The sequence below is a fragment of the Aliiroseovarius sp. PrR006 genome, from assembly GCF_010500215.1.
In the GTDB taxonomy this organism is placed as follows: Bacteria; Pseudomonadota; Alphaproteobacteria; order Rhodobacterales; family Rhodobacteraceae; genus Aliiroseovarius.
Genome location: NZ_JAAGOY010000004.1, coordinates 1552367 through 1578048 on the forward strand (window position 1 = coordinate 1552367; position 25682 = coordinate 1578048).

The window sequence follows — 25682 nt, forward strand, 5'->3', positions numbered from 1 at the left end:
TTCTTGGTGTCCGTGACGGGACGCTATCCGAAATGTTAGCGCCGATCAACCTTTGGCTTTAAGTGGGGTTTCGGTGGCTCGCTTCGCGAGCCTGAGGGGGCTTTGCCCCTCGCCCCATTTTGGGGCTCACCCCAGGATATTTATGGCAAGAAAATAAGAAGGGCCGCTAGATCTTCAAATGTCCCAACATATCCTCGGCGGCGCGCGTGGCCGAAAGCGTGCCGTTTGCCACCTGTGCGCCAAGGGTTTCGATCCGGGCACGGGTGTCAGGATTTTCCAGCACCGAGAGCAGGCCGATACGCAGGTCTTCCTCGAACCAGTGGCGGGCTTGGGCTGCGCGACGCTTGTCCCAATGGCCTTCGGCACGGCGCCAATCTGTCAGCTCGGTCATGGCCTCCCACGCGTCGGGCAAGCCGTCATGGGTGACGGCCGAGACCATCAGCGCTTTGGGGAAGCCTTCAGGGTCATAGACGCGTTTGCGCAGAAGACGTAGGGCACCGGCATAATCCGCACAGGTGCGCATGGCGGTTTCTTTGAGCGGCCCGTCGGCCTTATTCACCAAGATCAGGTCGGCGATCTCCATGATGCCGCGTTTGACGCCTTGCAGCTCGTCACCGCCAGCAGGCGCGAGAAGCAGGAGGAACAGGTCCGACATTTCGGCGACCATCGTTTCAGACTGGCCGACGCCCACGGTTTCGATCAGCACAATGTCAAAGCCTGCCGCCTCGCACAGCGCTACCGCTTCGCGCGTGCGGCGCGCCACGCCGCCCATCTGCGCCTGCGACGGTGAGGGGCGGATGAAGGCGTTCTTTTCGCGGCTCAGGCTTTCCATGCGAGTCTTGTCGCCCAGAATGGACCCACCGGAACGCGCCGAGCTGGGATCCACAGCCAGCACGGCCACTTTCAGACCCTTCTCGATCAGGAACATGCCGAAGGCTTCGATGAAGGTCGACTTGCCGACGCCGGGTGTGCCAGACAGACCGATACGCAGCGCCTGACGACCCTCAGGCGCGGTGGCTTCCAGAAGTTCGACCGCTTGCGCGCGGTGATCGGCGCGACCGCTTTCCACCAGTGTGATGGCACGCGCCAAGGCGCGGCGTTCGCCTGCAATCACCCGATTGGCCAGATCCTGAATGTCCATGTCGCCTCCCGCTTGTTGCCCTGTTCATGCCGCGCCGCCGCGTCCCTGTCCAGAGGCCAGCCGCATGTTAGCGCCCGCGCGTACAGTGATCTGGGCTGGACCCGACGCGCGGAGCGTCGGATAAGAGCGGGATGACGGACCAACTGCCCATTCACGACGCGATCCCTGATCTGCTGGCCGCATTGCGCGCACAGGGTCGCGCGGTACTGATGGCGCCGCCGGGTGCGGGCAAGACGACAGTGGTGCCGCTTGAGATGCTGAAGGCGGGTTCGTTTGACGGGCGGCTGATCATGCTAGAGCCACGTCGCTTAGCTGCGCGTGGGGCTGCCGAGCGCATGGCACAGACGTTGGGCGAGCGTGCGGGGGAAACTGTCGGCTATCGCATTCGCGGCGAGGCAAAGGTCTCGAAATCCACTCGGGTCGAGGTCGTGACCGAGGGTATCCTGACGCGGATGCTGCAATCGGATCCTTCGCTGGACGGCATTGGCGCGGTGATCTTTGACGAGTTTCACGAACGCTCTCTGAATGCAGATTTGGGGCTGGCGCTGACATGGGAAGCGATGGGCGCACTGCGCGATGATCTGAAGCTGGTTGTGATGTCCGCCACGCTGGACGCAGACCCGGTGGCGCGGTTATTGGACGACGCGCCGATTGTGCGCTCGGAAGGGCGCGCCTTTCCGGTCGAGACGCGGCATTTGGAACGGCCCTTGGCGAAAAACGTGCGCCTGCCCGAGGCCACAGCCGATCTGGTTCTGACCGCTTTGGCCGAAACCGAGGGTGGTGTCTTGGTCTTCCTGCCCGGCGAGGGCGAAATTCGGCGCTGCGAGGGCGCGCTGAAGGGGCGTCTGCCCGGTGGCTGCCACCTACACACGCTGTATGGCGCGATGGATTTCGCTGCCCAGCGCGCCGCTATTCAACCCGCGAAAGAGGGTCGCAAGATCGTGCTGGCGACCGCGATTGCCGAAACCTCGCTGACTATTCAGGACATCCGCGTGGTGGTGGATGCAGGACAGGCGCGGCGCGCTCGGTTCGATCCGGGTTCAGGCATGTCCCGACTGGTGACCGAGCGCGTGTCCAAGGCCGAGTCCGAACAACGGCGCGGTCGTGCTGGCCGTGTCGCGCCCGGCACCTGTTACCGGCTGTGGACCAAGGGCGAAGACGGCGGCATGCCTCCCTTTGCGCCCGCCGAGATCGAAACCGCAGACCTTGCCCCTCTGGCGTTGGAGCTGGCCGGTTGGGGCAGCCCGGACGGGTCGGGACTGGCGTTTCTGACGCCACCCAATGCAGGTGTGCTCTCTGAGGCGCAGGCGCTGTTGCGCGGGTTGGGCGCGTTGGATGATGCAGGACGGATCACCGATCACGGAACGAAACTCGCCCGTCTGCCTTTGCATCCACGTCTCGGGCATATGCTGCTGACCGCCGGTCCGGATGCCGCCGATTTGGCCGCGCTTTGGAGCGACCGCGATCCCCTGCCTCGTGGTGTCTCGATGGACCTGAGCCTGCGGATTGAGGCGATCCGCGATCCGAAAGGCTTTGCGACCAAGCGCGGCATTCAGGCAAACCGGGGCGGTATCGAACGTATCCGGACCGAGGCCAAGCGCCTACGCCGGATGGCCGGGGATGCCCGCCCGGACCTAAGCCCCGCGCAGATGGCGGCTTTGGCCTATCCCGACCGGGTGGCCTTGCGGCGCCCCGGTGACATCCCGCGTTTTGTGATGTCCGGCGGCAAAGGCGCGGTGATGGACGAAGGCGACGTGCTGGCCGGGTCGCGCTTGTTGGTGATCACCGACACGGACGGCAACCCGCGCGAGGCGCGTGTGCGGCAAGCGATCCAGATCGGCGAAAGCGAGTTGCGCGAACAGTTTGAAGATCAGATCCGCTGGGTAGACAGCTGCGCGTGGTCGAAACGCGAAGGGCGTGTGATTGCGCGGCGGCAGGAATGCCTGGGTGCAGTAGTACTGGATGACCGCATCTGGAAGGACGCGCCGAAAGATACTGTGGCACAAGCGATGCTCGACGGCGTGCGCGACATAGGGCTGCGACCCTCGGCTGCTGCAAAACGGTTCATCGCGCGGGTCGAACTGGTGCGGGCCGGAGGTAACAGCCTGCCCGAGATGACCGAGCCCGCCCTGATGGACACGCTTGAAGAGTGGCTACTGCCGCACCTGACGGGCGTCAAAACCACCGCCGACTGGAAGAAGTTCGACATCCTCGATGCCCTGCGCGCTATGCTTGACTGGAACCAGATGTCTCGGCTGGATACCGAGGCGCCTGCCCATTTCATCACGCCACTGGGGCACAAAACCCCCATCGACTATTCCGGCGACACGCCCGAGATCAGCCTGCGCCTGCAAGAGATGTTCGGCGTCACCCGTCACCCGACCGTGGGCAAGACTCCGCTGCGTGTGACATTGCTGTCACCCGCACGCCGACCGGTGCAGACGACAACGGACATCCCGAACTTCTGGGCCACCAGCTATGCCGATGTGCGCAAGGACATGCGCGGGCGCTACCCCAAGCACCCCTGGCCCGAGGATCCAACTGTCGCAGACCCGACCTTGCGCGCCAAACCAAGGGGCAAATAGCCACGCAAACCGGCCCCAAACACCTAATCACGGCCCGTTTACTTGCAATTTAGTCGCAAACCGTTATTTAACAGCGCAACAAGTAAAAGAATGAGCAAGAATACCACAGGCCCCCTATGTCGTCGCTTTTGAAACAAGCTTGGGACGAAGTCCTATCGCCAATGCTGAAACGCCCCAGCCGTCCTCAGGTTGCGGCGCTGTGCTATCGTGGCCAAGGCGATGACAAGGAAGTGCTGCTGGTCACCTCTCGCGGAACCGGACGTTGGATCCTGCCCAAAGGCTGGCCGATGGAAGGCACGAATGACGCTGACGCCGCTGCTCAGGAAGCTTGGGAAGAGGCTGGGGTCAAGAAAGGCCAGTTGGATCGCGCGCCCATCGGCGAATACAGCTATGCCAAGGAACTGGACGACGGTGGGTTAGCCCACTGTTCAGCCACAGTATTCCCGCTGAAGGTCAAAAAGCTGGAAAACGACTTCCCCGAGGCCGACGAGCGCTCTCGCGCGTGGGTGTCGCCAGAAGAGGCCGCCGAGATGGTGCAGGAAAAAGGTTTGCGCAAACTGTTGCGTGATTTCTGATTTCCCCACGCCACAAGGCATTTCCATCACAGAATCTGTTGCAATCGCAGTCCTGACAAGCTAGCGCAGGCGCTGAATTGTAACGGCTGCGTAACGGCCGTGTGACAAGCAGCTTGCGAGGATGGGACATGAGCGGCGAGAACAGCGGCAACCAGTGGAAGACACTGGACAAGGACCTGAACAAGATCACCCAAGTTGAATATGCAACCCAGCTGGTGGCGCGCCCGCTGGTGGGCATGGGCGTAGCTTTGGCTTTCATCGTGATTGCCGCTCTAGGCGCCGCAGTATTCTTTGGCCAAACCCCGACGTCTCTGGTCGTCGTCATCGCTGCCGCGTTTGGTGCCTATATGGCCCTGAACATCGGCGCGAATGACGTGGCCAACAACATGGGGCCTGCGGTAGGTGCAAATGCGCTGACCATGGGGGGCGCCATCGTGATTGCAGTCCTGTTCGAAAGCGCGGGTGCGCTTCTGGCGGGTGGCGACGTTGTTTCGACCATCTCGAAGGGCATTATCGACCCATCAGGCTTTGACCACTCGCGCACCTTTGTCTGGGCCATGATGGCTGCGCTGATCTCGTCTGCGTTGTGGGTGAACCTTGCCACTTGGGTTGGCGCTCCGGTGTCGACCACGCACTCGGTCGTGGGCGGCGTCATGGGTGCGGGCATCGCAGCCGCAGGCTTTGCTGCCGTCAGCTGGCCCACTATGGGCAAGATCGCGGCCAGCTGGGTAATTTCGCCGGTTCTGGGTGGTGTCATCGCTGCGGCCTTTCTGGCGCTGATCAAGCACAAGATCGTTTATCAGGAAGACAAGATTGCTGCGGCCAAACGCTGGGTGCCAATCCTGATCGGGATCATGGCCGCCGCCTTCGGCGCCTATCTGTCGATCAAAGGCCTGAAGCGGATCGTGAAGATCGACCTCGGCACCGCGCTTCTGATTGGGGCCGCCGTGGGTGGTGCGGCTTACGTAATCACCGCACCGCTGATCGCCCGTCAGGCAGAAGGGCTTGAGAACCGCACCAAGTCGCTGAAGACCCTGTTTGCCCTGCCGCTGATCTTCTCGGCAGCCCTGCTGTCATTCGCACACGGTGCAAATGACGTGGCAAACGCCGTTGGTCCCTTAGCCGCAATCGTGCACGTGGAAAGTGTGGGCGACTTCGCCGCCAAGGTCTCGATCCCCACATGGGTCATGGTCATTGGCGCGTTCGGCATCAGCTTCGGCCTGATGCTGTTCGGCCCGAAACTGATCCGCATGGTAGGCAGCCAGATCACCAAGCTGAACCCGATGCGTGCCTATTGCGTCGCGCTTTCGGCCGCGATCACCGTGATTGTCGCCAGCTGGCTGGGCCTGCCGGTCAGCTCGACCCATATCGCGGTCGGCGGCGTCTTTGGCGTTGGCTTCTACCGCGAATTCCACATGGAGCGCCGTCTGCGCAACTCGCGCGCAACTCGCCCCGAGGCAAAACGCATCGCCCCCGAGGAACGCCGCCGTCGCAAGCTGGTACGCCGCTCGCACTTCATGACCATCGTGGCCGCGTGGGTGATTACCGTACCCGCTGCCGCAATGATGTCGGCCGTGATCTTCTATCTGCTGAACTCCATCGTGGCGTGATCCACGGGACAGTCGAAACAAAAAAGGGCGCCTGTTGAGGCGCCCTTTTCTATTGGAGCTGAGTAGCTGCTTACTTGCCCAAGCACCAGCGCATCACGGCTTTCTGCGCGTGCAGGCGGTTTTCAGCTTCGTCAAAAATCACGGACTGCGGGCCATCCATGACCGAGTTCGTTACTTCCTCTTCGCGGTGGGCTGGCAAGCAGTGCATGAACAGCGCATCCGGTTTGGCATGTGCCATCAGGTCGTCATTGATCTGATAAGGCCGCAACAAATTGTGACGACGTTCACGGGCCGATGGCGCGTCGTGCATCGACACCCAGGTGTCTGCGACGATCAGGTCAGCGCCTTCGACGGCCGCAACAGGATCACGCACGATTTCGATGTTGGCCCCCTTGTCGCGCGCTTCGTTGACGAACGCAGCCTCGGGGTCAAGAACCTCGGGTCCGGTAAAGGTCAGGTCAAAGCCGAACTGGCCAGCGGCGTGCAGGAACGATGCACAGACGTTGTTGCCGTCACCGGCCCAGACGACTTTCTTGCCCTCGATGGATCCGCGATGCTCTTCGTAGGTCAGGATGTCGGCCATGATCTGGCAGGGGTGCGAGCGGTTGGTCAGCCCATTGATCACCGGCACGTCGGCGTGCTCGGCCATCTCAAGCAAGGTCGCCTCTTCGAAGGTCCGGATCATGATCATGTCGACATAACGGGACAGCACCTTGGCGGTATCGGCAACCGTTTCACCATGGCCCAGCTGCATTTCCGAGCCGGACAGAACCATGGTCTGCCCGCCCATCTGACGCACACCCACGTCAAAGCTGACGCGCGTCCGGGTCGAGGGCTTTTCAAAGATCAGCGCGACCATGTGGCCGTCCAGCGGCTTTTCGTCATCCAATGCCCCCTTGGGGCGGCCTGCGCGCGCGGCTTTGATCCGGTGTGCTTCCGAGATGATGTTTTTCAGATCGCTGGTATCAGTAGCGTTGATATCGAGGAAATGTGTCATGCGCTCTGGCCCTCCACAGCCTTGGCAGCGGTTTCAAGGCGGGTGATCGCCTCCGCAATGTCTTCGTCTTCAATGGTCAGCGCGGGCAGGATGCGCAGCACGTTGTCGCCGGCGGGCACGCAGAGCAGGTTCGCGTCATAGCATTTCGCCAGCACGTCCATGTTGGTCGCCTTGCATTTCAGGCCCAGCATCAGGCCCGACCCGCGCACGGCCTCGAAGACATCGGGATGTTCGGCGACAAGGCCCTCCAGCTTCTGACGGAACAGACCGGCCTTGCGGCTGACCTCGGACAGAAACTCGGGATCGGCGACGATCTCGGTCACTTTCGAGCCGACGGCACAGGCCAGCGGGTTGCCGCCATAGGTGGACCCGTGCGTGCCCGCGACCATGCCGCTGGCTGCGTCTTCGGTTGCCAGCACAGCACCCAGCGGGAAGCCCCCGCCGATGCCCTTGGCGACCATCATGATATCTGGCGTGACGCCCGAAAACTCGTGCGCGAACAGTTTTCCGGTCCGGCCCATGCCGCATTGAACCTCGTCAAAGATCAGCAGAGCTCCAGCGTCGTCACAGGCGGCGCGGATTGCCTTCAGCTCGTCATCTGGAACGGGACGGATGCCGCCCTCGCCCTGTACGGGTTCGATGATCACGGCGGCGACGTCGCCCTCGGCCAATTCGTTGGTCAGACCGTCAAGGTCGCCGAACGGCAGATGCGTGAAGCCGGGCAGAAGCGGGCCAAAGCCAGCGGTTAGCTTCTCGCCACCCGCGGCGGCAATCCCCGCGGACGACCGTCCGTGGAACGAGCCCTCAAAGCCAATGATCCGCGCGCGGTCCTCGCCTTTATCCGACCAGTATTTCCGCGCCATCTTCACCGCCAGCTCGCACGCCTCGGTGCCCGAGTTGGTGAAGAACACGGTGTCGGCAAAGGTCAGATCGACCAGCTGATCGGCCAACGTCTGCTGCTGCGGGATCTTATAGAGGTTCGACACATGCCAAAGCTTGGCGCCCTGTTCGGCCAGCACGTCGACCAGCGCTGGATGGGCATGGCCCAACGCGTTCACCGCGATGCCCGCGCCCAGATCCAGGTATCGCTCGCCCCCATCCGTGACAAGCCAGCTGCCCTGGCCACGCTCGAAAGCAAGGTCTACACGGTTATAGGTCGGCAAAAGCGACGGGATCATGGCGGTATCCTCTTCAAAAAGAAGCCTTTGGGTGCCGGATGGCGGGCTTCAAGTCAACAATTTCCAGATGGTTTTGGATGGGTTTGCGCAAACGGTGCGCAAGAACAAACGAACGGGACGTCAGGCGCGGGTGCGTCGGCGTCGGGTTTCAGCGATATGCAGGCGTTTGATCATGGGGGCGGGATAGGGGATCGCGACCGTGCTGTCCAGCCTTTTCAATCTGGAGAGGCGCGCGTAGGAGGGATGCATGGAAACGCGCAACGCTCCCCTCGTCGCCGTTGGCTTCATGCTGGTGGCCACTGTGTTCATCGCGGGCACGACCCTGATGGCGAAGCTGGCAGGGACGGACCTGCTGGGCGATCCACTGCATCCATTCCAGATCACCCATGGGAGATTTACCTTTGCATTTCTGGCGATCGGCAGCTTTGCGCTGTTTCGACGGCTGCGCATCATGCGCCCCAACCTGAAACTCCACGCCGCGCGGTCTGCCGCCGGGTTCGCTGGGGTAACCCTGATGTTTGCCGCAGCCACGCTGATCCCTTTGGCCGATGCCACGGCAATCTCGTTCCTGAACCCTGTCTTCGCCATGCTACTGGCGATCCCCTTGCTGGGTGAACGCGTCGGCCCTTGGCGCTGGCTTTCGGTCGCGATGGCGCTGACAGGGGCGCTGATTTTGATCCGCCCGGGCGCGTCCAGCTTTGATCCCGCAGCACTGCTGGCACTTGGAGCCGCAGCGCTCTTGGGACTCGAGACCATCTTTATCAAACGGCTGGCCGGACGCGAGGCACCCCTGCAGATCCTCGTCGTCAACAACGCCATCGGCCTAACGATTGCCTCTTGCGCCGTGCTGTTCGTGTGGCAAACCCCGACGCCCGCGCAATGGGCCGTGCTGGCCGCGCTTGGCTTCATGATGGCCGCGGCGCAGGCATGTTACGTGCAGGCGATCCGACGCGCCGATGCCAGCTTTGTCGTGCCGTTTTCCTACGCCACACTGATCTTCGCCGCGCTCTATGATTTCGGCCTGTTCGGCGTGGCGCCGGGGTGGGTCAGCGCACTTGGCGCAGCCATTATCGTGGCGGGCGGCGCCATTCTGGCGTGGCGCGAAGGACGACAGGCCAAGTAAAGCGGCTTCTTGGCTTGTATCCGCCGCGTGGGTGACTAGTATAGGGACTTGTGAATTTACAGGGGCCTGACCGGGAACGGCCGCCCCCAAGCAGACGGGAAGAAAGCATGTCCTGGACCGACGAGCGCGTAGAAATCCTGAAAAAGATGTGGGGCGAGGGTCAATCGGCCTCGGTCATCGCCAAGGAACTTGGTGGTGTGACCCGCAATGCGGTCATCGGCAAGGTGCATCGTCTGGGCCTGTCCAACCGTTCGGCTGGCGGCACCAAAGCGCCCGCTGCGGACAAGGCCAAGGCAGCGGCCAAACCGAAGGCAGCCGCAAAGCCCAAACCCGCGCCAAAGAAAGCCGCCGATCCTGCGCCGAAACCGGCAGAAGCTCCAGCAGCCGAAGCAAAGCCCGTATCACCCGCGCGCAAGGCAATCATTCCGGCCGGCCAACCCCTGCCCCCGCAGCCCTCGGCCAATGAAATCAGCCCCGAGGCTCTGGCCAAAGTCAGCGAAGTTGAAAAGGGCGCCAAGCGCTTGAACCTGATGGAACTGACCGAGAAGACCTGCAAATGGCCCGTGGGTGACCCGGCCACCGATGATTTCTGGTTCTGCGGTCTGGGCGTGCAGCAAGGCAAACCGTATTGCGAGGCCCATGTGGGCGTAGCATTCCAGCCCATGTCCTCGCGCCGCGACCGCAAGCGGTAATCAACCGCGACAAAGCATTTCGAAAGCGCGTCCCACCGGGCGCGCTTTTGCATTCCAGCCCCGCGCCCTTCCCATATCGTCCAGCTTTAGCTATACGGCCCGCCATGACAGATCCTGCAAATCCGCCCAACCTGCGTCCCGACCTTGCCCCCAAGGCCCGCTTTTCCGAGCCCGCCCGTGATGGCCAACCCACCGTGGGCATGGTCAGCCTTGGCTGTCCCAAGGCGCTGGTCGACAGCGAGCGCATCCTGACGCGCCTGCGTGCCGAAGGCTATGCAATCAGCCCGGACTATTCTGGCGCGGATGCGGTGATCGTGAACACCTGCGGGTTTCTGGATAGCGCCAAGGCCGAAAGCCTTGAGGCCATCGGGGAAGCCCTGAACGAGAACGGCAAGGTGATCGTCACCGGCTGTCTGGGCGCGGAAGAGGATTACATCCGCGGCACCCATCCCAGTGTGTTGGCCGTCACCGGCCCGCATCAATACGAACAGGTTCTGGACGCCGTGCACGGTGCCGTGCCACCCAGCCCTGATCCCTTCATCGACCTGCTGCCCGCCACCGGCGTCAGCCTGACCCCGCGCCATTACAGCTATCTGAAGATTTCCGAGGGCTGTAACCACAAGTGCAAGTTCTGCATCATCCCCGACATGCGCGGGAAACTGGCCAGCCGTCCGGCTCACGCAATCGTGCGCGAGGCCGGGAAACTGGTGGACGCCGGTGTGAAAGAACTGCTGGTGATCAGCCAAGATACCTCGGCCTATGGCGTCGACATCAAACACGCGGAAGAACGCGGCCACCGCGCCCACATCACCGATCTGGCGCGTGATCTTGGGGCGCTCGGCGCGGGCAAGGACCTGTGGGTGCGCCTGCACTATGTCTATCCCTATCCGCATGTACGCAATCTGATCCCACTGATGGCGGAAGGGCTGATCCTGCCCTATCTGGACATCCCGTTCCAGCACGCCCACCCGGACACGCTGAAACGCATGGCCCGCCCGGCGGCAGCCTCGAAAACGCTGGACGAGATCGCCGCGTGGCGCACCGACTGCCCCGACATCACCCTGCGCTCGACCTTCATCGTCGGCTACCCCGGCGAAACCGAGGAAGAATTCCAGACCCTCTTGGACTGGATGGACGAAGCCCAACTGGATCGCGTCGGCTGCTTCCAATACGAAAACGTCGACGGCGCACGGTCCAACGACCTGCCCGATCACGTCCCCGCCGAAGTCAAACAAGACCGCTGGGAACGCTTCATGGAGAAAGCGCAGGCGATCTCCGAAGCTAAGCTGGCCGCAAAAGTTGGTCAGGTGATGGACGTGATCGTCGACGACATCGACGAAGACGGCATCGCCACCTGCCGCACCAAAGCCGACGCGCCCGAGATCGACGGCAACCTGTTCATCGACGACGGCACCGAGGGGCTTTCGGTCGGGGATATCGTGTCCGTCGAAGTGGATGAGGCAGGGGAATATGATTTGTGGGGGCAACTCAACTAGCGTTCTTCGACCAATAAACCATCCAGAACTTCGTAGCCAAGTGAGGTTAGAGAAATCTTATCGTCGTAGCTAGTCTGCAATATGTTTGTTCTCTCAAGTTCCCTAAGAGCCTCCGCTGCATCAACCTCCAAACGCTTAGGCGTGAAGTTGCGAATATATTTTGCTGCAATTCTCTGAACTGTAGGATCCTTCACAAAATCTGAGAGTTTGGGGGATGCAGATTGCTGTCCTCCAACAAATCTCACCAACAGGTTTTGAAGATCGCTGAGACCCCTCACAATTTCAGACAGTTTATCTTCCTGCGTTGCTTGCTTTCGCTTTATCTCTTCTACAAGCATGTCATCGCCAGTCTCGCTTGCACGTATTTGTCGTTCAGCGGCTTCAATAATCCGAGTTTCCTCGGCCTTCTCTTGCTTAGCGCGGGCGTCAGCAAGACGAGCAGATTGTTCTAACGCATGGATTTCACGCTCGATTTCCTCGTGATGCTGTAGGTTTCGCAACAACCTCACAGGTCTCGAAGCAATCCACGCACCTAACAACTTGAGCCAAGGTGCGGCGAAGGCAACAAGAAACCCAAGAATCGGAGGATACACATACAAACTCCAATTATCCGTATTCGCTTCGAAATATAGAAACCGCGCCCGAACGGGCTTGTCTGCAAACAGCAGATAAAACAGCGGCTGCCAGTTGATCGCCAGAAATACGATCACGATGGACCCGATGAAGGGGCTACGTATGCGGGATTGTGCGGCGTCGAATACGTCTTTCAGAAAATCGGTCATCTTAGTTCCAAGAATGCGGTGCGGCCAAACTAGATCAACTTATTCGGGATAAAAACACCCATCCAGGGAATTATTCATTGATGCACCGCACATCTGAACCGCAATCCAAGACTTGCCCCCGCCATCCCCTCGGCTAAATTGATGCCGGACTTATCGGGAGCATTTGCACATGAAGCTACGTATCGGAATGGCGTTCGCCTTTACTTTGGCCGCCCTGGCGGGGTGCCAATCGAACAGTGGCCTGGAAAGTCAGTTTTTGCTCAGAACATCCACCGTGACGGCATGTGGCCCTGCGGCGGCCGCGCGGGTCGAGCAAGAGCTGGCAGCGGTCGAGACGCTGCGCCGTGGCTATGACCGGTTCCAGATCCTGCGCAACACCGTGGCCAACAGCACCCGCGCGTCCGTGACGGGGCCGACCCATGCGAACCCCTATGCCACCGTCGATACCTCCAGCACCTCGGCCAACGGCAATGTCACTTATTTCGGCAATCAGCGGGTGGCCATGTCCGGTGCGCATGAGGCCATGATGTATGTCCAGATGTTCAAGCCACGCGACCGGGGCTACAAGACCGCAACCGACGCCCGCGCGGTGTTGGGTGCGGATTGGAAAGCGATTGTCGCGCGGGGCATCTATTCCTGTAACTGATCCAAACCGCACCTCGCGCCGTACTCATCTTCATATAGGAGGTGATACACATGAGGCTTCCGACATCTCTTCTGCTGGGCTTGGCGCTGATGCTGACCCCAACCTACGCACAGAATCAAAGCATCGAGGATATGATCTCGTCCCAGATCGACGCATTCGGGCGCAGGATACAGACAAGGCATTTTCCTATGCCTCGCCCAATATCCAAAGCCTGTTCGGCACACCCGGAGCCTTCGGCATAATGGTGCAGAACCCGGCCGAGCTTGAGTATGCCGATCAGATCACCAACGGCAGCTATACACTGCAGCGTCTGCGCATTCAGGATCAGTCCGGCGAGGACCATTGGTTCGCTTACGAGATGATTGTGATCAACGGCATTTGGCGGGCCAACGGCGTCTATCGAATTGAACCGATCGGACTTAGCGCCTGAGCTTTGGCGCACTCTCGCCTAACGAGAGTTCCCAACATATTCCAGAATTCGCTTGATATGTTGACGCGATAGTCTATCCGAATGGCTTGACACTACGTAAGCAGGCCCATGACAGAGCTCTCAAGCATTCCGCTCCCGAAAGACGAAGACCTTACCGCCCGTGATTGGGTCAGGACACTTGCCAAGTATCGCGAACCCAGCACGCTGCGCAGTTCGTTCGAACTGGCCGTCAGCGCGGTTCCGTTTCTGCTGCTCTGGGCGCTTGCATGGTATTGCCTGTCGATCAGCCCCTGGCTGAGCCTTGGCATTGCGCTGTTCAACGCGGCGTTCCTTCTGCGGCTATTTGCGATCCAGCATGACTGTGGACATGGTTCGGTCTTCAAAAGCCGGACCGTCAGCGATTGGGTTGGTCGCGCGATTGGTGTGGTCACCCTGACGCCCTATGACGTCTGGAAGCGCACCCATTCGATCCACCACAACTCGGCCGGCAATCTGGGCAAACGTGGTATCGGCGACATCATGACCCTGACTGTGGCCGAATACAAAGCGCTGTCGCCGCTGCGCAAGTTTCAGTACCGGGTGTATCGCAACCCGATTACGCTGTTCGGCTTTGCGCCCGGATACCTGTTCCTGCTGCAAAACCGCCTGCCTTTCGGATTGATGAACGCTGCGAAATATTGGGTCAGCGCCATGGGTACAAACATCGTCATCATCGCCGCGCTTGTGCTGATCTGGTATTTCGGCGGGCTAATGCCGGTCTTGCTGATCTTCCTGCCGACCACTTTGCTGGCCGCCACCGCAGGTATGTGGCTGTTCTATATCCAGCACCAGTTTGAAGAGACTCACTGGAAGGCCGAAGAAGACTGGCAGCTGCACGATGCGGCACTGCATGGCAGCTCGCATTATGTGATGCCGTCCATCCTTCAGTGGTTCAGCGCCAATATCGGCATTCACCATGTGCATCACCTGCACAGCCGCATCCCGTTCTATCGCCTGACGGAAGTCCTGAAGGACAATGATTATCTGGCGACGATCAACCGAATGACGATCCGTGAAAGCTTGGCCAGTGCGCGGCTGCATCTGTGGGACGAGAAAAGCAAGAAGCTGATGTCATTTACTCAGGCGCAGCAGCTTTACGGTTAATTCCCCCGCGGGACACTGAACAGAACCCAGCCGTCAATCCGCGCGACCTCGGTACCGCCGGTGTCCGTTTGGAACACGCCCAGACCTTCATAGTCTGCCGGGCAGCCGACCAAGGTAGCCGTGTGGTCCAGATAGGCGATGGTCAGCTCGTTCTCGCCCAGCTTCTCGCATTCATCCGCCGGGTCGCGATATCCGCCCATCAACGGCAGGTCCGTGACGTTGGTGGTGGGCGTAGTGGCCGGTTTCATCAGCTGACAGCCGGACAGAATGCCGACAAACGCGACGGGCAGGATCATGGGCGCAAAGGGTTTCATCACTGCTCTCCTTCTTGTTGAGGGAAACATAGCACAGCCTGTGCGGATCGAACGAAGATTTCACCCCACAACGAAAAAGGGCGCGGAATTGCCGCGCCCTTCGTTCTGTCTGTGCTGGTGGGCTTACGCCTCTTGCAACGATTTCACCGTGATCTCGCGTTCGCCGCGGACCTTCATCGCGCGGGCGGCGGCATGGCTGCCGGCCAGCGTGGTGAAGTAGGGGATCTTGTCCATAAGGGCGACGTTGCGCATTGCGCGGCTGTCGTTAACGGACTGAGCGCCCTCGGTCGTGTTCATGACCAGATGCACTTCGCCATCTTTCATGATGTCGATAATCATGCGGCCCGGTTCATAGGCTTTCGCCACAACATCCGCCTCGACCGCGTTTTCAGCCAAGAACTTGGCCGTGCCCGAGGTTGCGATGATGCGGAAGCCTTGTTCGGCCAGCATCTGCGCGGTTTCGACCAGCTGAGGCGTCTTGTCGCCATCCTTGATCGACAGGAACACGGTGCCACCGGTCGGCAGCACGGTGCCTGCGCCCAACTGGGCCTTCAGGAAGGCCATCGCAAAGCTCTTATCAGCGCCCATCACCTCGCCGGTCGAACGCATTTCCGGCCCAAGCAACGTATCGACACCCGGAAAGCGGGCGAAGGGCAGAACGGCTTCTTTCACCGCGTAGGTGTCGATGTTGGGATCGACCAGATCGAACGCGTCCAGCTTCTCGCCCGCCATGACGCGTGCGGCAATCGAGGCGATGGGCGACAGAACCGCCTTGGCCACGAAAGGCACGGTACGCGAGGCACGCGGGTTCACTTCGATCAGATAGATCTCGCCATCTTTCACAGCAAACTGCACGTTCATCAGGCCAACCACGTTCAGGGCCAAGGCCAGAGCATGCGATTGGCGACGCAGCTCGGCGATAACCTCGTCCGACAGGCTGTATGGCGGCAAGGAACAGGCGCTGTCCCCCGAGTGAACACCAGCTTCTTCGATGTGTTGCATGATGCCTGCAACGTGCACGCTTTCGCCATCGCAGAGCGCATCCACGTCCACCTCGATCGCACCTGCCAGATAGCTGTCCAGCAGAACCGGGCTGTCGCCCGAGACCACAACCGCCTCGGCGATATAGCGTTCAAGCTGGGCCATATCGCGCACAATCTCCATCGCGCGGCCACCCAGAACGTAGGACGGGCGGATGACCAGCGGGAAGCCGATTTCCTCAGCAATCTCAAGCGCCTGTTCGTCGGTCGAGGCGATGCCGTTCTTCGGCTGTTTCAGACCAAGCTTGTTGACCAGATCCTGGAAACGCTCGCGGTCTTCAGCCAGGTCAATCGCGTCGGGCGTGGTGCCCAAGATCGGAATGCCTTCGGATTCCAGCGCGTTGGCCAGTTTCAGAGGGGTCTGACCACCGAACTGAACGATCACGCCGTGCAGCGTGCCGTTGTCTTGCTCGACACGCAGGATCTCCATCACGTGTTCGAAGGTCAGCGGTTCGAAATACAGACGGTCCGAGGTGTCATAGTCGGTCGACACCGTTTCGGGGTTACAGTTGACCATGATGGTCTCGTACCCGCTTTCGGTCAGTGCGAAACAGGCGTGACAGCAGCAATAGTCGAACTCGATCCCCTGCCCGATCCGGTTCGGGCCACCGCCCAGAATGACGACCTTTTTGCGGTCCGAGGGGCGCGCTTCGCATTCGACTTCGCCCATCATCGGGGCTTCATAGGTCGAGTACATATAGGGCGTCTGCGCTTCGAATTCGGCCGCGCAGGTGTCGATGCGCTTGAACACGGCGTTCACGCCTGCGTTCCGGCGCGCATCCCGCACGTCTTTTTCGCTTTTATCAGTCAGCTTGGCCAGACGGGCATCGGTGAAGCCCAGCATCTTCAGCTTGCGCAGACCGTCGGGGTCTTGCGGCAGGCCGTTCTCACGCACGTCGTTTTCGGCGTCCACGATCTCGCGGATACGATCAAGGAACCACGGGTCAAACGCGGTCACACGTTGGATGTCAGAGTTCGACATGCCAAGGCGCATGGCCTGCGCGATCCGCAAAATGCGGTCGGGACGCTGTTCCGAGATCGCCTTAACGATGGCAGCCTCTTCCGGCGCGCCTTCGATCTCGACCTCGTCAAAGCCGGTCAGGCCCGATTCCATCGACGCCAGCGCCTTCTGCATCGATTCGTGGATGGTGCGGCCGATCGACATGGCCTCGCCCACGGATTTCATCGCGGTGGTCAGTTCAGGCTTGGAGCCGGGGAACTTCTCAAACGCGAATTTCGGGATCTTGGTGACGACATAGTCGATGGTCGGCTCGAACGAGGCGGGCGTGACCTTGGTGATGTCGTTGTCCAGCTCGTCCAGCGTATAGCCAACCGCCAGCTTCGCGGCGATCTTGGCAATCGGGAAGCCGGTGGCTTTCGAGGCCAGCGCCGAAGAACGCGACACGCGCGGGTTCATTTCGATGACGACCATGCGGCCATCGGCGGGATTCACGGCCCACTGCACGTTCGACCCGCCGGTTTCCACGCCAATCTCGCGCAGAACGTTGATCGAGTGCGTGCGCATCAGCTGGTATTCCTTGTCGGTCAGCGTCAGCGCAGGCGCAACGGTGATCGAGTCGCCGGTGTGCACACCCATCGGGTCCACGTTTTCGATCGAGCAGACGATGATGGCGTTGTCGGCAGTGTCGCGCACAACTTCCATCTCGTATTCTTTCCAACCCAGCAGGCTTTCATCCACAAGAATCTGGTTCACCGGCGAAGCGTCCATGCCAGTTCGGCAGTAGTGAATGTAGTCTTCGCGGTTATAGGCCACACCACCGCCGGTACCGCCCAAGGTAAAGGCGGGGCGGATGATCGCGGGCAGACCGATCTCGTCCAGCGTTTCCAGAGCCATCTGCACGCCAGCGTCCAGATCCGCGTGACCCTTTTCGTTGGTCGGGGCGGTAACGATGGTTGCGCGCGGGTTCTCGATGCCCAGACGGTCCATCGCTTCGCGGAACAGCTTACGGTCTTCGGCCATCTCGATGGCGTCGCGCTTGGCGCCGATCAGTTCTACGTTGAACTTGTCCAGCACACCAAGATCGTCCAGCTCCAGCGCGGTGTTCAGACCGGTCTGACCACCCATCGTGGGCAGCAGCGCGTCGGGGCGCTCTTTCTCGATGATTTTGGCGACGACCTCGGCGGTGATCGGCTCGATATATGTGGCGTCGGCCAGACCGGGGTCGGTCATGATCGTCGCCGGGTTCGAGTTCACCAGAATGACGCGATAGCCTTCTTCGCGCAGCGCCTTACAAGCTTGGGCACCCGAGTAGTCAAACTCGCAGGCTTGCCCAATAATGATGGGCCCCGCGCCGATGATCATGATCGAGTTGATATCGGTTCTTTTTGGCATGGTATCCCCCATCGGCAGACTGAACGCGCGCGGGAATCCCTGCCGCACGCAAATTGTCGTGGGTTATAGACACCAGCGGGGTTTCTGCAAGCCCTGTTTGTGCTGAACCCATCATTGTTTCAGGTTCAGCCGGAATTCTCGTTCATTGTGCGATAAAGACCAAGAAAATTGCACCTTGAAGGGGCTCTTTTGCGCCATTGATGCCGCTGCGGCTTGACTTTGCCCGCCAAGGCAGGTGTATCGGCCCGAGATTATAGAACCGCTCGTGGGAGCCTGACATGCACGCCTATCGCAGCCACACCTGTGCTGAACTGAACAAATCTAACGTCGGTGAGACCGTCCGCCTTTCGGGCTGGGTCCATCGTGTCCGCGATCATGGCGGCATCCTGTTCATCGACTTGCGCGACCATTACGGCGTGACGCAGGTTCTGTGTGACCCCGACAGCCCGGTTTTCGCCGAGATGGAGAAAGTCCGCGCGGAATGGTGCATTCGCATCGACGGCAACGTGAAAGCGCGCGACGAAGATCTGGTAAACCCGAAAATCCCGACCGGTGAAGTCGAAGTCTTCGTGCGTGATCTGGAAGTTCTGGGTGCGTCGGATGAACTGCCGCTGATGGTGTTCGGCGATCAGGAGTACCCGGAAGAAACCCGCCTGAAGTACCGCTTCCTCGACCTGCGCCGCGAGGTGATGCAGGAAAACATGAAGCTGCGGTCTGACGTTGTGGCCTCGATGCGCAAGCGCATGTGGGATCAGGGCTTCCGCGAATACCAGACCCCGATCATCACGGCCTCAAGCCCTGAAGGTGCGCGTGACTTCTTGGTGCCGTCACGTCTGCACCCGGGCAAGTTCTACGCCCTGCCGCAAGCCCCTCAGCAGTTCAAACAGCTGATGATGGTCGCGGGCTTCGACAAGTATTTCCAGATCGCGCCCTGCTTCCGTGACGAAGACCCGCGCGCGGACCGTTCGCCCACCGACTTCTATCAGTTGGACATGGAGATGTCGTTCGTTGAGCAGCAGGACGTGTTCGACACGATCGAACCGGTTCTGCGTGGCGTCTTTGAAGAGTTTGGCGGCGACCGCAAAGTCGACCAGACATGGGAGCAGATCTCGTACGCAGACTCCGCCCTGTGGTATGGCACCGACAAGCCGGACCTGCGTAACCCGATCAAAATGCAGATCGTCTCGGACCACTTCCGCGGTTCGGGCTTCACGATTTTCGCCAAACTGCTGGAACAGGACGGCACACAGATCCGCGCCATCCCGGCCCCGAAAGGTGGCTCGCGCAAGTTCTGCGACCGCATGAACAAGTTCGCACAGCAAGAAGGTCTGCCCGGCATGGGTTACATCTTCTGGCGCGAGAAAACCGCCGATGCCGTGGCGCAAGAGCTGGGCATCACGGTGAAAGAGGCTCAGGCCAAGCTGAAATCCGGCGAAGTCGAAGGTGGCATGGAAGCTGCTGGTCCGCTGGCCAAGAACATCGGCCCCGAGCGCACCGAAGCCATCCGCCAGCAACTGGGTCTGGACATCGGCGACGCGGCCTTCTTCCTTGGCGGCAAGCCGAAAGCATTTGAAGGTGTCGCTGGCCGTGCCCGCACAACCATCGGCGACGAGCTGGGCCTGACCGACAAGGACCGCTTTGCCTTTGCATGGATCGTCGACTTCCCGATCTTCCAGCTGGACGAAGAAAACGGTGGTCTGGACTTCGACCACAACCCGTTCTCAATGCCGCAAGGCGGTCTGGACGCGCTTCTGGGCGATCCGCTGCACGTCAAAGGCTTCCAGTATGACTTGGCCTGTAACGGCTATGAACTGGTGTCGGGCGCGATCCGGAACCACCAGCCTGAAATTATGTTCAAAGCCTTTGAACTGGCTGGCTATGGCAAGAGCGAAGTGATCAAACGCTTCGGCGGCATGGTCAACGCGTTCCAGTACGGTGCCCCCCCGCACGGTGGCTGTGCTGCCGGTGTCGACCGTATCGTGATGCTGCTGGCCGATCAGGACAACATCCGCGAAGTGATGATGTTCCCGATGAACCAGCGCGCCGAAGATCTGATGATGAACGCTCCTTCCGAGCCGCTGAACGAACAGCTGCGCGAGCTGCACCTGCGGGTCATTCCGCAAGAGTAATCTGCTCGCTGTCATCGCATATCAATAATTCCCCTGGCATAATCTGGCGTGCCCGCACATTCTGCGCGGGCCGTCTGGTGCCAGGAGACCGCATTGTCTTTCGACCCACGTATTGCGCAGAGCCGTTTTGGGTTCGGGCCGGGCCCGGGTTTCGAACTGCCGCGCTCGGCCCAGCAGATGCTAAACCTGTTGGCTGGACCGGATAGGCAAGCAAAACGTTTTCCGATCTCGGGCTTTGTCGACGTCTCCGACGACCTGAGGGAACTCCGGAAACTGAACAAAACCCTTCGCAAAGCCCGCGGCGCAGGTGGCGTCGGTTTCAAAACTGCCCAAGCCGCCCGCAAAGAAAAATACCGCGAAACGCGCGGCAAGCGGGACGCGTGGTTTCTGGCCGCCATGGCGCGCTGCACCACGGCCGAGGATGCATTTCGCGAACGCTTGGTGCGTTTTTGGGCCGATCATTTTACGGTCGTCGGCAAGGGACAGCTGTTCCGGGGCGTGGCCTCGACCTTCCCCGAAGACGTCGTCCGCCCCCATGTCACCGGACGTTTTGCCGACACACTGACGTCGCTGAACCGCAAAACCCGCAATCAACTGCTCTTCGGGCCACTGAAGCTGATGGGGCAACCGTGGGAAGCCCCCGGAGGTCCCGATGGCTGGCCTGAAGATGCCGCCCATTGGATCACACCGCAGGGGCTTGCCGCGCGCATCCAGTGGGCAGTCTCGGCCCCATCATCCTTTGGCGTGAAGCTACCTGACCCGCGCGACTTCGTGCAAACCGCGCTGGCCGGACAGGCATCCAAGGTAACCGAGTTCGCAGCCCGCGCGGCTGAAACCCGCTGGGAGGGGATCGGGATCATCCTGTCCTCGCCCGAGTTTCAGCGCCGCTAGAAAGGAGACTGGATATGACAAGACACACTTCCCTTTCCCGGCGCGGGTTCCTAAAGAACGCGGGCATTCTGGGCTGCTCTTTGGCCGCAAGCCCGCTGGTCACGCCCGTCAGCCTGGCGGCGACTCCCGGCGACCACCGTCTTGTGGTCATTGTCTTGCGCGGTGGTATGGATGGGCTGGACCTTGTGCGCCCTGTGGGTGATCCCCTGTTTGCCGATCACAGACCGAACCTGTCCATGGCGGACCCGAAACTTCCCCTGACGGACTTCTATGCCCTGCACCCGGCGGCGGACAAACTCCACGATCTTTGGACGGCGGGCGAGCTGGCGTTCGGCCAAGCGGTCTCGACCCCATATCGTGACAAGCGCAGCCATTTCGATGGACAGGATATTCTTGAAGCCGGCGTCAATGCGGGTGGCGCGATACGGGACGGATGGCTGAACCGGCTGGTGCAGACCATGCCGGATACGCGGCTCCGCACCGCGTTGGCGGTCGGTCGCGAGGATCTGCTGATCCTCAGCGGGGATGCGGCAACGTCCGGGTGGTCCCCGGATGTGACCCTGCCCCTGACCGAAGCGTCCCGGCTGCTGATGGCAAGAGTGTACGAACATGACCCGCTGTTCTCTGCCGCCTTGGATGAGGCCGTTGGTCTGACCAATACCTTGCACCCTGAGCTTTTGTTGAACGGGGATGACGCCGCAAGCGATCCCGCCGATATCATGTCAAACGCTATGATGATGGCGAAAGATCACGACGGCATCAACAGCGTCGCCTCGTTCACCGCCGAGATGTTGAAACAAGACACACGCATTGCGTCGTTCTCGATCGGGGGCTGGGATACGCATGTGGCACAGCCGGGGAATTTCAAACGAGCGCTGGGAACGTTGCAAGACGCGATCATGACCCTGAAGGCTGATCTGGGCGCGACATGGGGCAAGACCACGGTGCTGGCCATGACCGAGTTTGGGCGGACGGTCCGCCAGAACGGAAGCAAGGGGACGGATCACGGCACCGGCGGCACGGTGATTGTGGCTGGCGGCGCGGTGCGAGGCGGCAAAATCTACGGAGACTGGCCCGGGCTGGCAGAAGAGGATTTGTATAATCGCCGCGACCTGATGCCGACTGCCGACATCCGCCTATATGCAGCGGCCGCGATGCGCGGGCTGTTCAACGCCACCCCCTCCGAGATCGAAGGCACCATTTTCCCCGGGTTGGATCTGTCCCCCGGCCTACCCAAGATCATCGCTTGATCGGACAAAAAGAATAGGGCGCGCTTTAATAGCGCGCCCGATACTCATAACAGCAGAACAATTACTATTAGGTCAGGTCAACCTGCCAAGGGCTGCATCTCGACGACTTGGCCCGTTGCGTCGCTCACCGGAGCATTGGGTTCGACCACCGCAAGAACCACCGCAGTCACCATCATAACCGCACCCGCAATCAATACGGTCCAGTCAATTACGGCATTGCCCAGCTCTTCATCTGCAAATTTCTTGATCAGGTCTTTCACGATATCAACCTCGCAAATTGATTCAAATACCTTTCCTATTTCTTAAGACTGCCCCCGAAAAGGGGCGGAAATGTGAAGGGCCGAGGTCTATTTCGTGCCAGATTCCCCGAAACCACTACTTAAAGATGTCGTCGTTCCTTTAATCGGCCCTCTACCAAATGCGTCACATGGGCCATGTCCGCCCCCGTGGATCGTCCCGCATGTCGGGCCGCAGCAAGCCGTTTGGCGGCGGTGGCCAGCCCCTGATCATGGGCAGAACACGCCAGCCCACCCAGAAACTGCGCGACATAATCCTGTGTCGCATCGTCGTCACCCGCACGCATGATCTGCGCTAGATGCGACAGGTCATCCTGAAGCGCCAAAGCATCCGGGGCAATTACGTCGTTCGGAAGCGTACGCGGGGTCGCCGGGCCTTCTTGGTGCGGCAAGACGCTAAGGATGGCTTGCTGAAACGCGGCCAAACGTTCGACGGGCTTCTCAAGGAAACCATCCGCCCCTGCATCAAGCGCGGCATCGCGAGTGCCGGCATCACCGCTCATCCCAAGAATCACGGGGACGCGGATCGCATCACCTGAAAGCTCTTCGATCAAGTCGGCGCCAAACCCATCTGGAAGTCCCATATCCACAATGACTACAGTCGGCCGATAAACACGGAGATGCCGATGCGCAGCGGCCAGATTGTCAGCACGACGGATCCGTGCGCCAGAGCGCAAACACAACAGGCGGATCGCCTCGGACGCAAAGCGGCTGTCTTCGACCACCAGAACAGTCATCCCGTTCAGGGGGCGCTCGGCGGTCGGCGGTTGGGTCATCATGAAGGCTTCCAGTTCATCGCTCATCTTCATGCTCCTTTCAGGGATCACCTTGAAGCAAAACTGCCTAACAACCGGTTAACCTGTGAAACGCAGCGGCATTCCCGGCCTGTGGCACAGTGCCGCTTGCCCTGAACGGGCCGCTTATGCATAAGCAGCACAGTATTTGAATTGGGAGAGACAAGATGATCGGACGCCTGAACCACGTAGCCATCGCCGTACCGGACCTTGAGGCCGCAAGCGCACAATATCGCGACACGCTTGGCGCAAAGGTTAACGCACCGCAGGACGAGCCCGACCACGGTGTAACCGTTGTGTTCATCGAACTTCCCAACACCAAGATCGAGCTGCTCTACCCGCTGGGGGACAACTCGCCCATCGCTGGCTTCCTGGAAAAGAACCCGTCGGGTGGCATCCACCACATTTGTTACGAGGTTGACGACATTCTGGCCGCACGTGACCAACTGCAAGCCTCGGGTGCACGCGTACTGGGCACGGGCGAGCCGAAGATCGGCGCCCACGGCAAGCCGGTTCTGTTCCTGCACCCGAAGGACTTCACCGGTACGCTGGTGGAACTGGAACAAGTCTGATGTCGATCACCGCCGCCGCCGTCCTTTATGTCGTGATCTGGTTCGTGACCATGTTCGTGGTCCTGCCGATCCGCTTGCGCACTCAAGGCGACGAGGGCGAGATCGTACCCGGCACCCATGCCGGAGCCCCGGCCAATTTCAAGCTGGGGCGCACCTTGTTGATCGTGACCATCGCGGGCACGATCGTCTGGGCGATCATCGCGGGCATCATCATGTCGGGCTGGATCGGGGTCGAGGATATTGACTGGTTCGACCGCTACGATGACACCAGCGGATAAGAAAAGGGCGCCCAGTGGGCGCCCTATTTCGTTCTAACGTCCTGCAAGACGGTGGAACATATGCGTGAAGCTTGCCGCGCCCAGAATGGGGATCAAGAGGTTCACCAGCGGCACTGACAACGGCACTGCCATCAAGCATCCGGCAAACCAGATCTGCGCGTTGTGACGGCGGCGTAAGGCATGCGCGTCTGCGCGGGGCATGCGGCGCATGGCGGCCATGGTGAAGTATTCTCGGCCCAGCAGGTATCCGTTCACCGCGTAGAACAGGATCGGGGCCAAGGGACCCACGAAGAAGAACAGGATCAGGGCGATCAGGTTCACGCCGACAATCACGCCGAAAAAGCCAAGGCTTTCGCGGACGTCATTCAGGATCGAGGTCTCGGGGTTGGGCGGGAGGTGGGGATAGTGCTTGGCCTCGACTGCGTCGGCGACCTCGTCCAGAAACAGACCCGTGAAGGCGCCCGCGACGGGAACCATCAGGATGACCGACAGCACCAGCATCAGCAGCACCGACGCCCAAAGCGCCAGCCCGTTGACCCACGAGATCTCGCCCACGAAGGGCAGCGACAGGGTGTCGGGGACCAGTAAGCCCACCAGCCATGTCATCGCGAAGGTGATCGCCGCCAGAAGGCCAACGGTCAGGCCAAGCCCCTTCAGCAGCACATTGCGAAAGCGCGGGTCGCCAAGCTGGCCAAGCGCGCGGAAGAAATCGTCAAACATTAGCTTTCAATCCAAGTGGTGATTGCGTCCAGATCCGGGCGCGGACGCTCGGGCGGGGCAACGGTTTCGGTGCCGATATGGATGATGCCTGCAACGCTTTCGTGACTGTCCACGCCAAAGGCAGCACGGGTGAAATCCGCGTCAAAGCTGGCCCAGCCAGACAGCCAGTTCGCCCCCCAGCCCGAGGCCAAAGCGGCGTTCAGAAGCGCCAGACAGACGGCGCCGGCAGAATAGGTCTGCTCGATCGCTGGCACCTTCTCGCTGTCGACAGGGCTTGCCACCACCACGACAGCCAGAGGGCTGCGCGCGTAAGCGATCTGTTCTTTCTCGATCTTGGCAGGATCAAGACCCAGCGCGGTACCGCGTTCTGCCACAAGCGCATGGGCGCGCATCAAGGCAGGCTTTTCCAGCACGACAAAACGCCACGGTTCCAGCTTGCCGTGATCCGGCGTGCGGGCGGCGGCGGTTAGGATGGTTGTCAGCGTGTCACGATCCGGGCCGGGACCGGTCAGGGTCTTGGCCGGGCGCGAGCGTCGGGTCAGAAGGAAATCAAGCGCCGCTTGGTTGCGTTCAGGCATATGTTTGTCCTTGGTCAGAGCAATATCTTGCTTGGCCGCGGGACGCGGCTGGCTTGGGGGATATGTCGG

24 protein-coding genes are annotated in these 25682 nt (G+C 60.6%); 14 read left to right on the plus strand and 10 right to left on the minus strand.

Features of this window, described 5'->3' with window-relative positions; genetic code table 11:
• Positions 1–166 precede the first annotated feature (166 nt).
• Entirely contained in the window at positions 167–1141 is a 975-nt protein-coding gene (meaB, locus tag G0Q00_RS07625; protein WP_163037867.1) for a methylmalonyl Co-A mutase-associated GTPase MeaB, read from the minus strand.
• A 131-nt stretch (positions 1142–1272) separates the two neighbouring features.
• Here meaB and hrpB point away from each other — a divergent pair, with 131 nt between their 5' ends.
• From hrpB to G0Q00_RS07640, 3 genes are all read left to right on the plus strand, one after another.
• Entirely contained in the window at positions 1273–3726 is a 2454-nt protein-coding gene (hrpB, locus tag G0Q00_RS07630; RefSeq protein WP_163037869.1) for an ATP-dependent helicase HrpB, read from the plus strand.
• Between the two features lie 116 nt (positions 3727–3842).
• Positions 3843–4301: an NUDIX hydrolase gene (locus G0Q00_RS07635; RefSeq protein WP_163037871.1), complete on the plus strand. Its 459-nt coding sequence runs from the start codon at positions 3843–3845 to the stop codon at positions 4299–4301.
• A 128-nt stretch (positions 4302–4429) separates the two neighbouring features.
• Positions 4430–5911, plus strand: coding sequence for an inorganic phosphate transporter (locus G0Q00_RS07640; RefSeq protein WP_163037873.1), 1482 nt, complete (start codon positions 4430–4432; stop codon positions 5909–5911).
• Positions 5912–5981: 70 nt separating this feature from the next.
• On the opposite strand, the gene argF is transcribed toward G0Q00_RS07640, so the two are convergent.
• Positions 5982–6908 (minus strand): ornithine carbamoyltransferase, encoded by a 927-nt coding sequence (gene argF / locus G0Q00_RS07645; RefSeq protein ID WP_163037875.1) that lies wholly within the window; start codon positions 6906–6908, stop codon positions 5982–5984.
• On the minus strand, positions 6905–8086 hold the full coding sequence (locus G0Q00_RS07650; RefSeq protein ID WP_163037877.1) for an aspartate aminotransferase family protein: 1182 nt from the start codon (positions 8084–8086) through the stop codon (positions 6905–6907). Before G0Q00_RS07650 ends, argF begins: the two co-directional genes overlap by 4 nt.
• Before the next feature lie 247 nt (positions 8087–8333).
• Between G0Q00_RS07650 and G0Q00_RS07655 the strand changes: the two genes are divergently transcribed.
• From G0Q00_RS07655 to rimO, 3 genes are all read left to right on the plus strand, one after another.
• Positions 8334–9209, plus strand: coding sequence for a DMT family transporter (locus tag G0Q00_RS07655; protein WP_163037879.1), 876 nt, complete (start codon positions 8334–8336; stop codon positions 9207–9209).
• 107 nt (positions 9210–9316) lie between these two features.
• Positions 9317–9901, plus strand: coding sequence for a GcrA family cell cycle regulator (locus tag G0Q00_RS07660; RefSeq protein WP_163037880.1), 585 nt, complete (start codon positions 9317–9319; stop codon positions 9899–9901).
• A gap of 104 nt (positions 9902–10005) precedes the next feature.
• Positions 10006–11397: a 30S ribosomal protein S12 methylthiotransferase RimO gene (gene rimO, locus G0Q00_RS07665; RefSeq protein WP_163037882.1), complete on the plus strand. Its 1392-nt coding sequence runs from the start codon at positions 10006–10008 to the stop codon at positions 11395–11397.
• Here the strand turns inward: rimO and G0Q00_RS07670 are convergent.
• Positions 11394–12179 (minus strand): hypothetical protein, encoded by a 786-nt coding sequence (locus tag G0Q00_RS07670; RefSeq protein ID WP_163037884.1) that lies wholly within the window; start codon positions 12177–12179, stop codon positions 11394–11396. The genes rimO and G0Q00_RS07670 overlap by 4 nt on opposite strands.
• A gap of 169 nt (positions 12180–12348) precedes the next feature.
• Here G0Q00_RS07670 and G0Q00_RS07675 point away from each other — a divergent pair, with 169 nt between their 5' ends.
• The 3 genes from G0Q00_RS07675 to G0Q00_RS07685 all read left to right on the plus strand — a co-directional run bounded on the left by G0Q00_RS07675 (position 12349) and on the right by G0Q00_RS07685 (position 14398).
• Positions 12349–12825, plus strand: a complete 477-nt coding sequence (locus tag G0Q00_RS07675) for a hypothetical protein (protein WP_163037886.1) — start codon at positions 12349–12351, stop codon at positions 12823–12825.
• Positions 12710–13255 carry a DUF4864 domain-containing protein gene (locus tag G0Q00_RS07680; RefSeq protein WP_239058346.1) on the plus strand — a complete coding sequence of 182 codons (546 nt, stop codon included), beginning with the start codon at positions 12710–12712 and terminating at the stop codon, positions 13253–13255. The genes G0Q00_RS07675 and G0Q00_RS07680 overlap by 116 nt, the downstream gene beginning before the upstream one ends.
• A 108-nt stretch (positions 13256–13363) precedes the next feature.
• Complete coding sequence (locus G0Q00_RS07685) at positions 13364–14398, plus strand: fatty acid desaturase (protein WP_163037890.1); 1035 nt, start codon at positions 13364–13366, stop codon at positions 14396–14398.
• Here G0Q00_RS07685 and G0Q00_RS07690 read toward each other — a convergent pair.
• On the minus strand, positions 14395–14712 hold the full coding sequence (locus G0Q00_RS07690; protein ID WP_239058347.1) for a hypothetical protein: 318 nt from the start codon (positions 14710–14712) through the stop codon (positions 14395–14397). The two genes, G0Q00_RS07685 and G0Q00_RS07690, sit on opposite strands and share 4 nt — an antisense overlap.
• Positions 14713–14835: 123 nt before the next feature.
• Entirely contained in the window at positions 14836–18105 is a 3270-nt protein-coding gene (gene carB / locus G0Q00_RS07695) for a carbamoyl-phosphate synthase large subunit (protein ID WP_163037891.1), read from the minus strand.
• Positions 18106–18383: 278 nt separating this feature from the next.
• Between carB and aspS the strand changes: the two genes are divergently transcribed.
• The 3 genes from aspS (at position 18384) to G0Q00_RS07710 (ending at position 22375) form a co-directional block, all read left to right on the plus strand.
• On the plus strand, positions 18384–20234 hold the full coding sequence (gene aspS / locus G0Q00_RS07700; protein ID WP_163037893.1) for an aspartate--tRNA ligase: 1851 nt from the start codon (positions 18384–18386) through the stop codon (positions 20232–20234).
• A gap of 93 nt (positions 20235–20327) precedes the next feature.
• The gene (locus G0Q00_RS07705; protein WP_163037895.1) at positions 20328–21125 is read left to right on the plus strand and encodes a DUF1800 family protein; all 798 of its coding nucleotides are present in this window, start codon (positions 20328–20330) and stop codon (positions 21123–21125) included.
• A gap of 14 nt (positions 21126–21139) precedes the next feature.
• Positions 21140–22375, plus strand: coding sequence for a DUF1501 domain-containing protein (locus G0Q00_RS07710; RefSeq protein ID WP_163037897.1), 1236 nt, complete (start codon positions 21140–21142; stop codon positions 22373–22375).
• Positions 22376–22452: 77 nt separating this feature from the next.
• Here the strand turns inward: G0Q00_RS07710 and G0Q00_RS07715 are convergent, their stop codons facing one another.
• Positions 22453–22635 (minus strand): hypothetical protein, encoded by a 183-nt coding sequence (locus G0Q00_RS07715; RefSeq protein WP_163037899.1) that lies wholly within the window; start codon positions 22633–22635, stop codon positions 22453–22455.
• A gap of 119 nt (positions 22636–22754) precedes the next feature.
• Positions 22755–23474: a response regulator gene (locus tag G0Q00_RS07720; protein WP_163037901.1), complete on the minus strand. Its 720-nt coding sequence runs from the start codon at positions 23472–23474 to the stop codon at positions 22755–22757.
• Positions 23475–23632: 158 nt separating this feature from the next.
• Between G0Q00_RS07720 and mce the strand changes: the two genes are divergently transcribed.
• Together mce and G0Q00_RS07730 are read left to right on the plus strand one after the other, a co-directional pair.
• The gene (mce, locus tag G0Q00_RS07725; protein WP_163037903.1) at positions 23633–24037 is read left to right on the plus strand and encodes a methylmalonyl-CoA epimerase; all 405 of its coding nucleotides are present in this window, start codon (positions 23633–23635) and stop codon (positions 24035–24037) included.
• Positions 24037–24315 (plus strand): DUF1467 family protein, encoded by a 279-nt coding sequence (locus G0Q00_RS07730; RefSeq protein ID WP_163037905.1) that lies wholly within the window; start codon positions 24037–24039, stop codon positions 24313–24315. The genes mce and G0Q00_RS07730 overlap by 1 nt, the downstream gene beginning before the upstream one ends.
• 33 nt (positions 24316–24348) lie before the next feature.
• Here the strand turns inward: G0Q00_RS07730 and G0Q00_RS07735 are convergent, their stop codons facing one another.
• Together G0Q00_RS07735 and G0Q00_RS07740 are read right to left on the minus strand one after the other, a co-directional pair.
• Positions 24349–25035: an EI24 domain-containing protein gene (locus tag G0Q00_RS07735; RefSeq protein ID WP_163037907.1), complete on the minus strand. Its 687-nt coding sequence runs from the start codon at positions 25033–25035 to the stop codon at positions 24349–24351.
• Positions 25035–25613 (minus strand): nitroreductase, encoded by a 579-nt coding sequence (locus G0Q00_RS07740; RefSeq protein ID WP_163037909.1) that lies wholly within the window; start codon positions 25611–25613, stop codon positions 25035–25037. The genes G0Q00_RS07735 and G0Q00_RS07740 overlap by 1 nt, the downstream gene beginning before the upstream one ends.
• Positions 25614–25682: the final 69 nt, after the last annotated feature.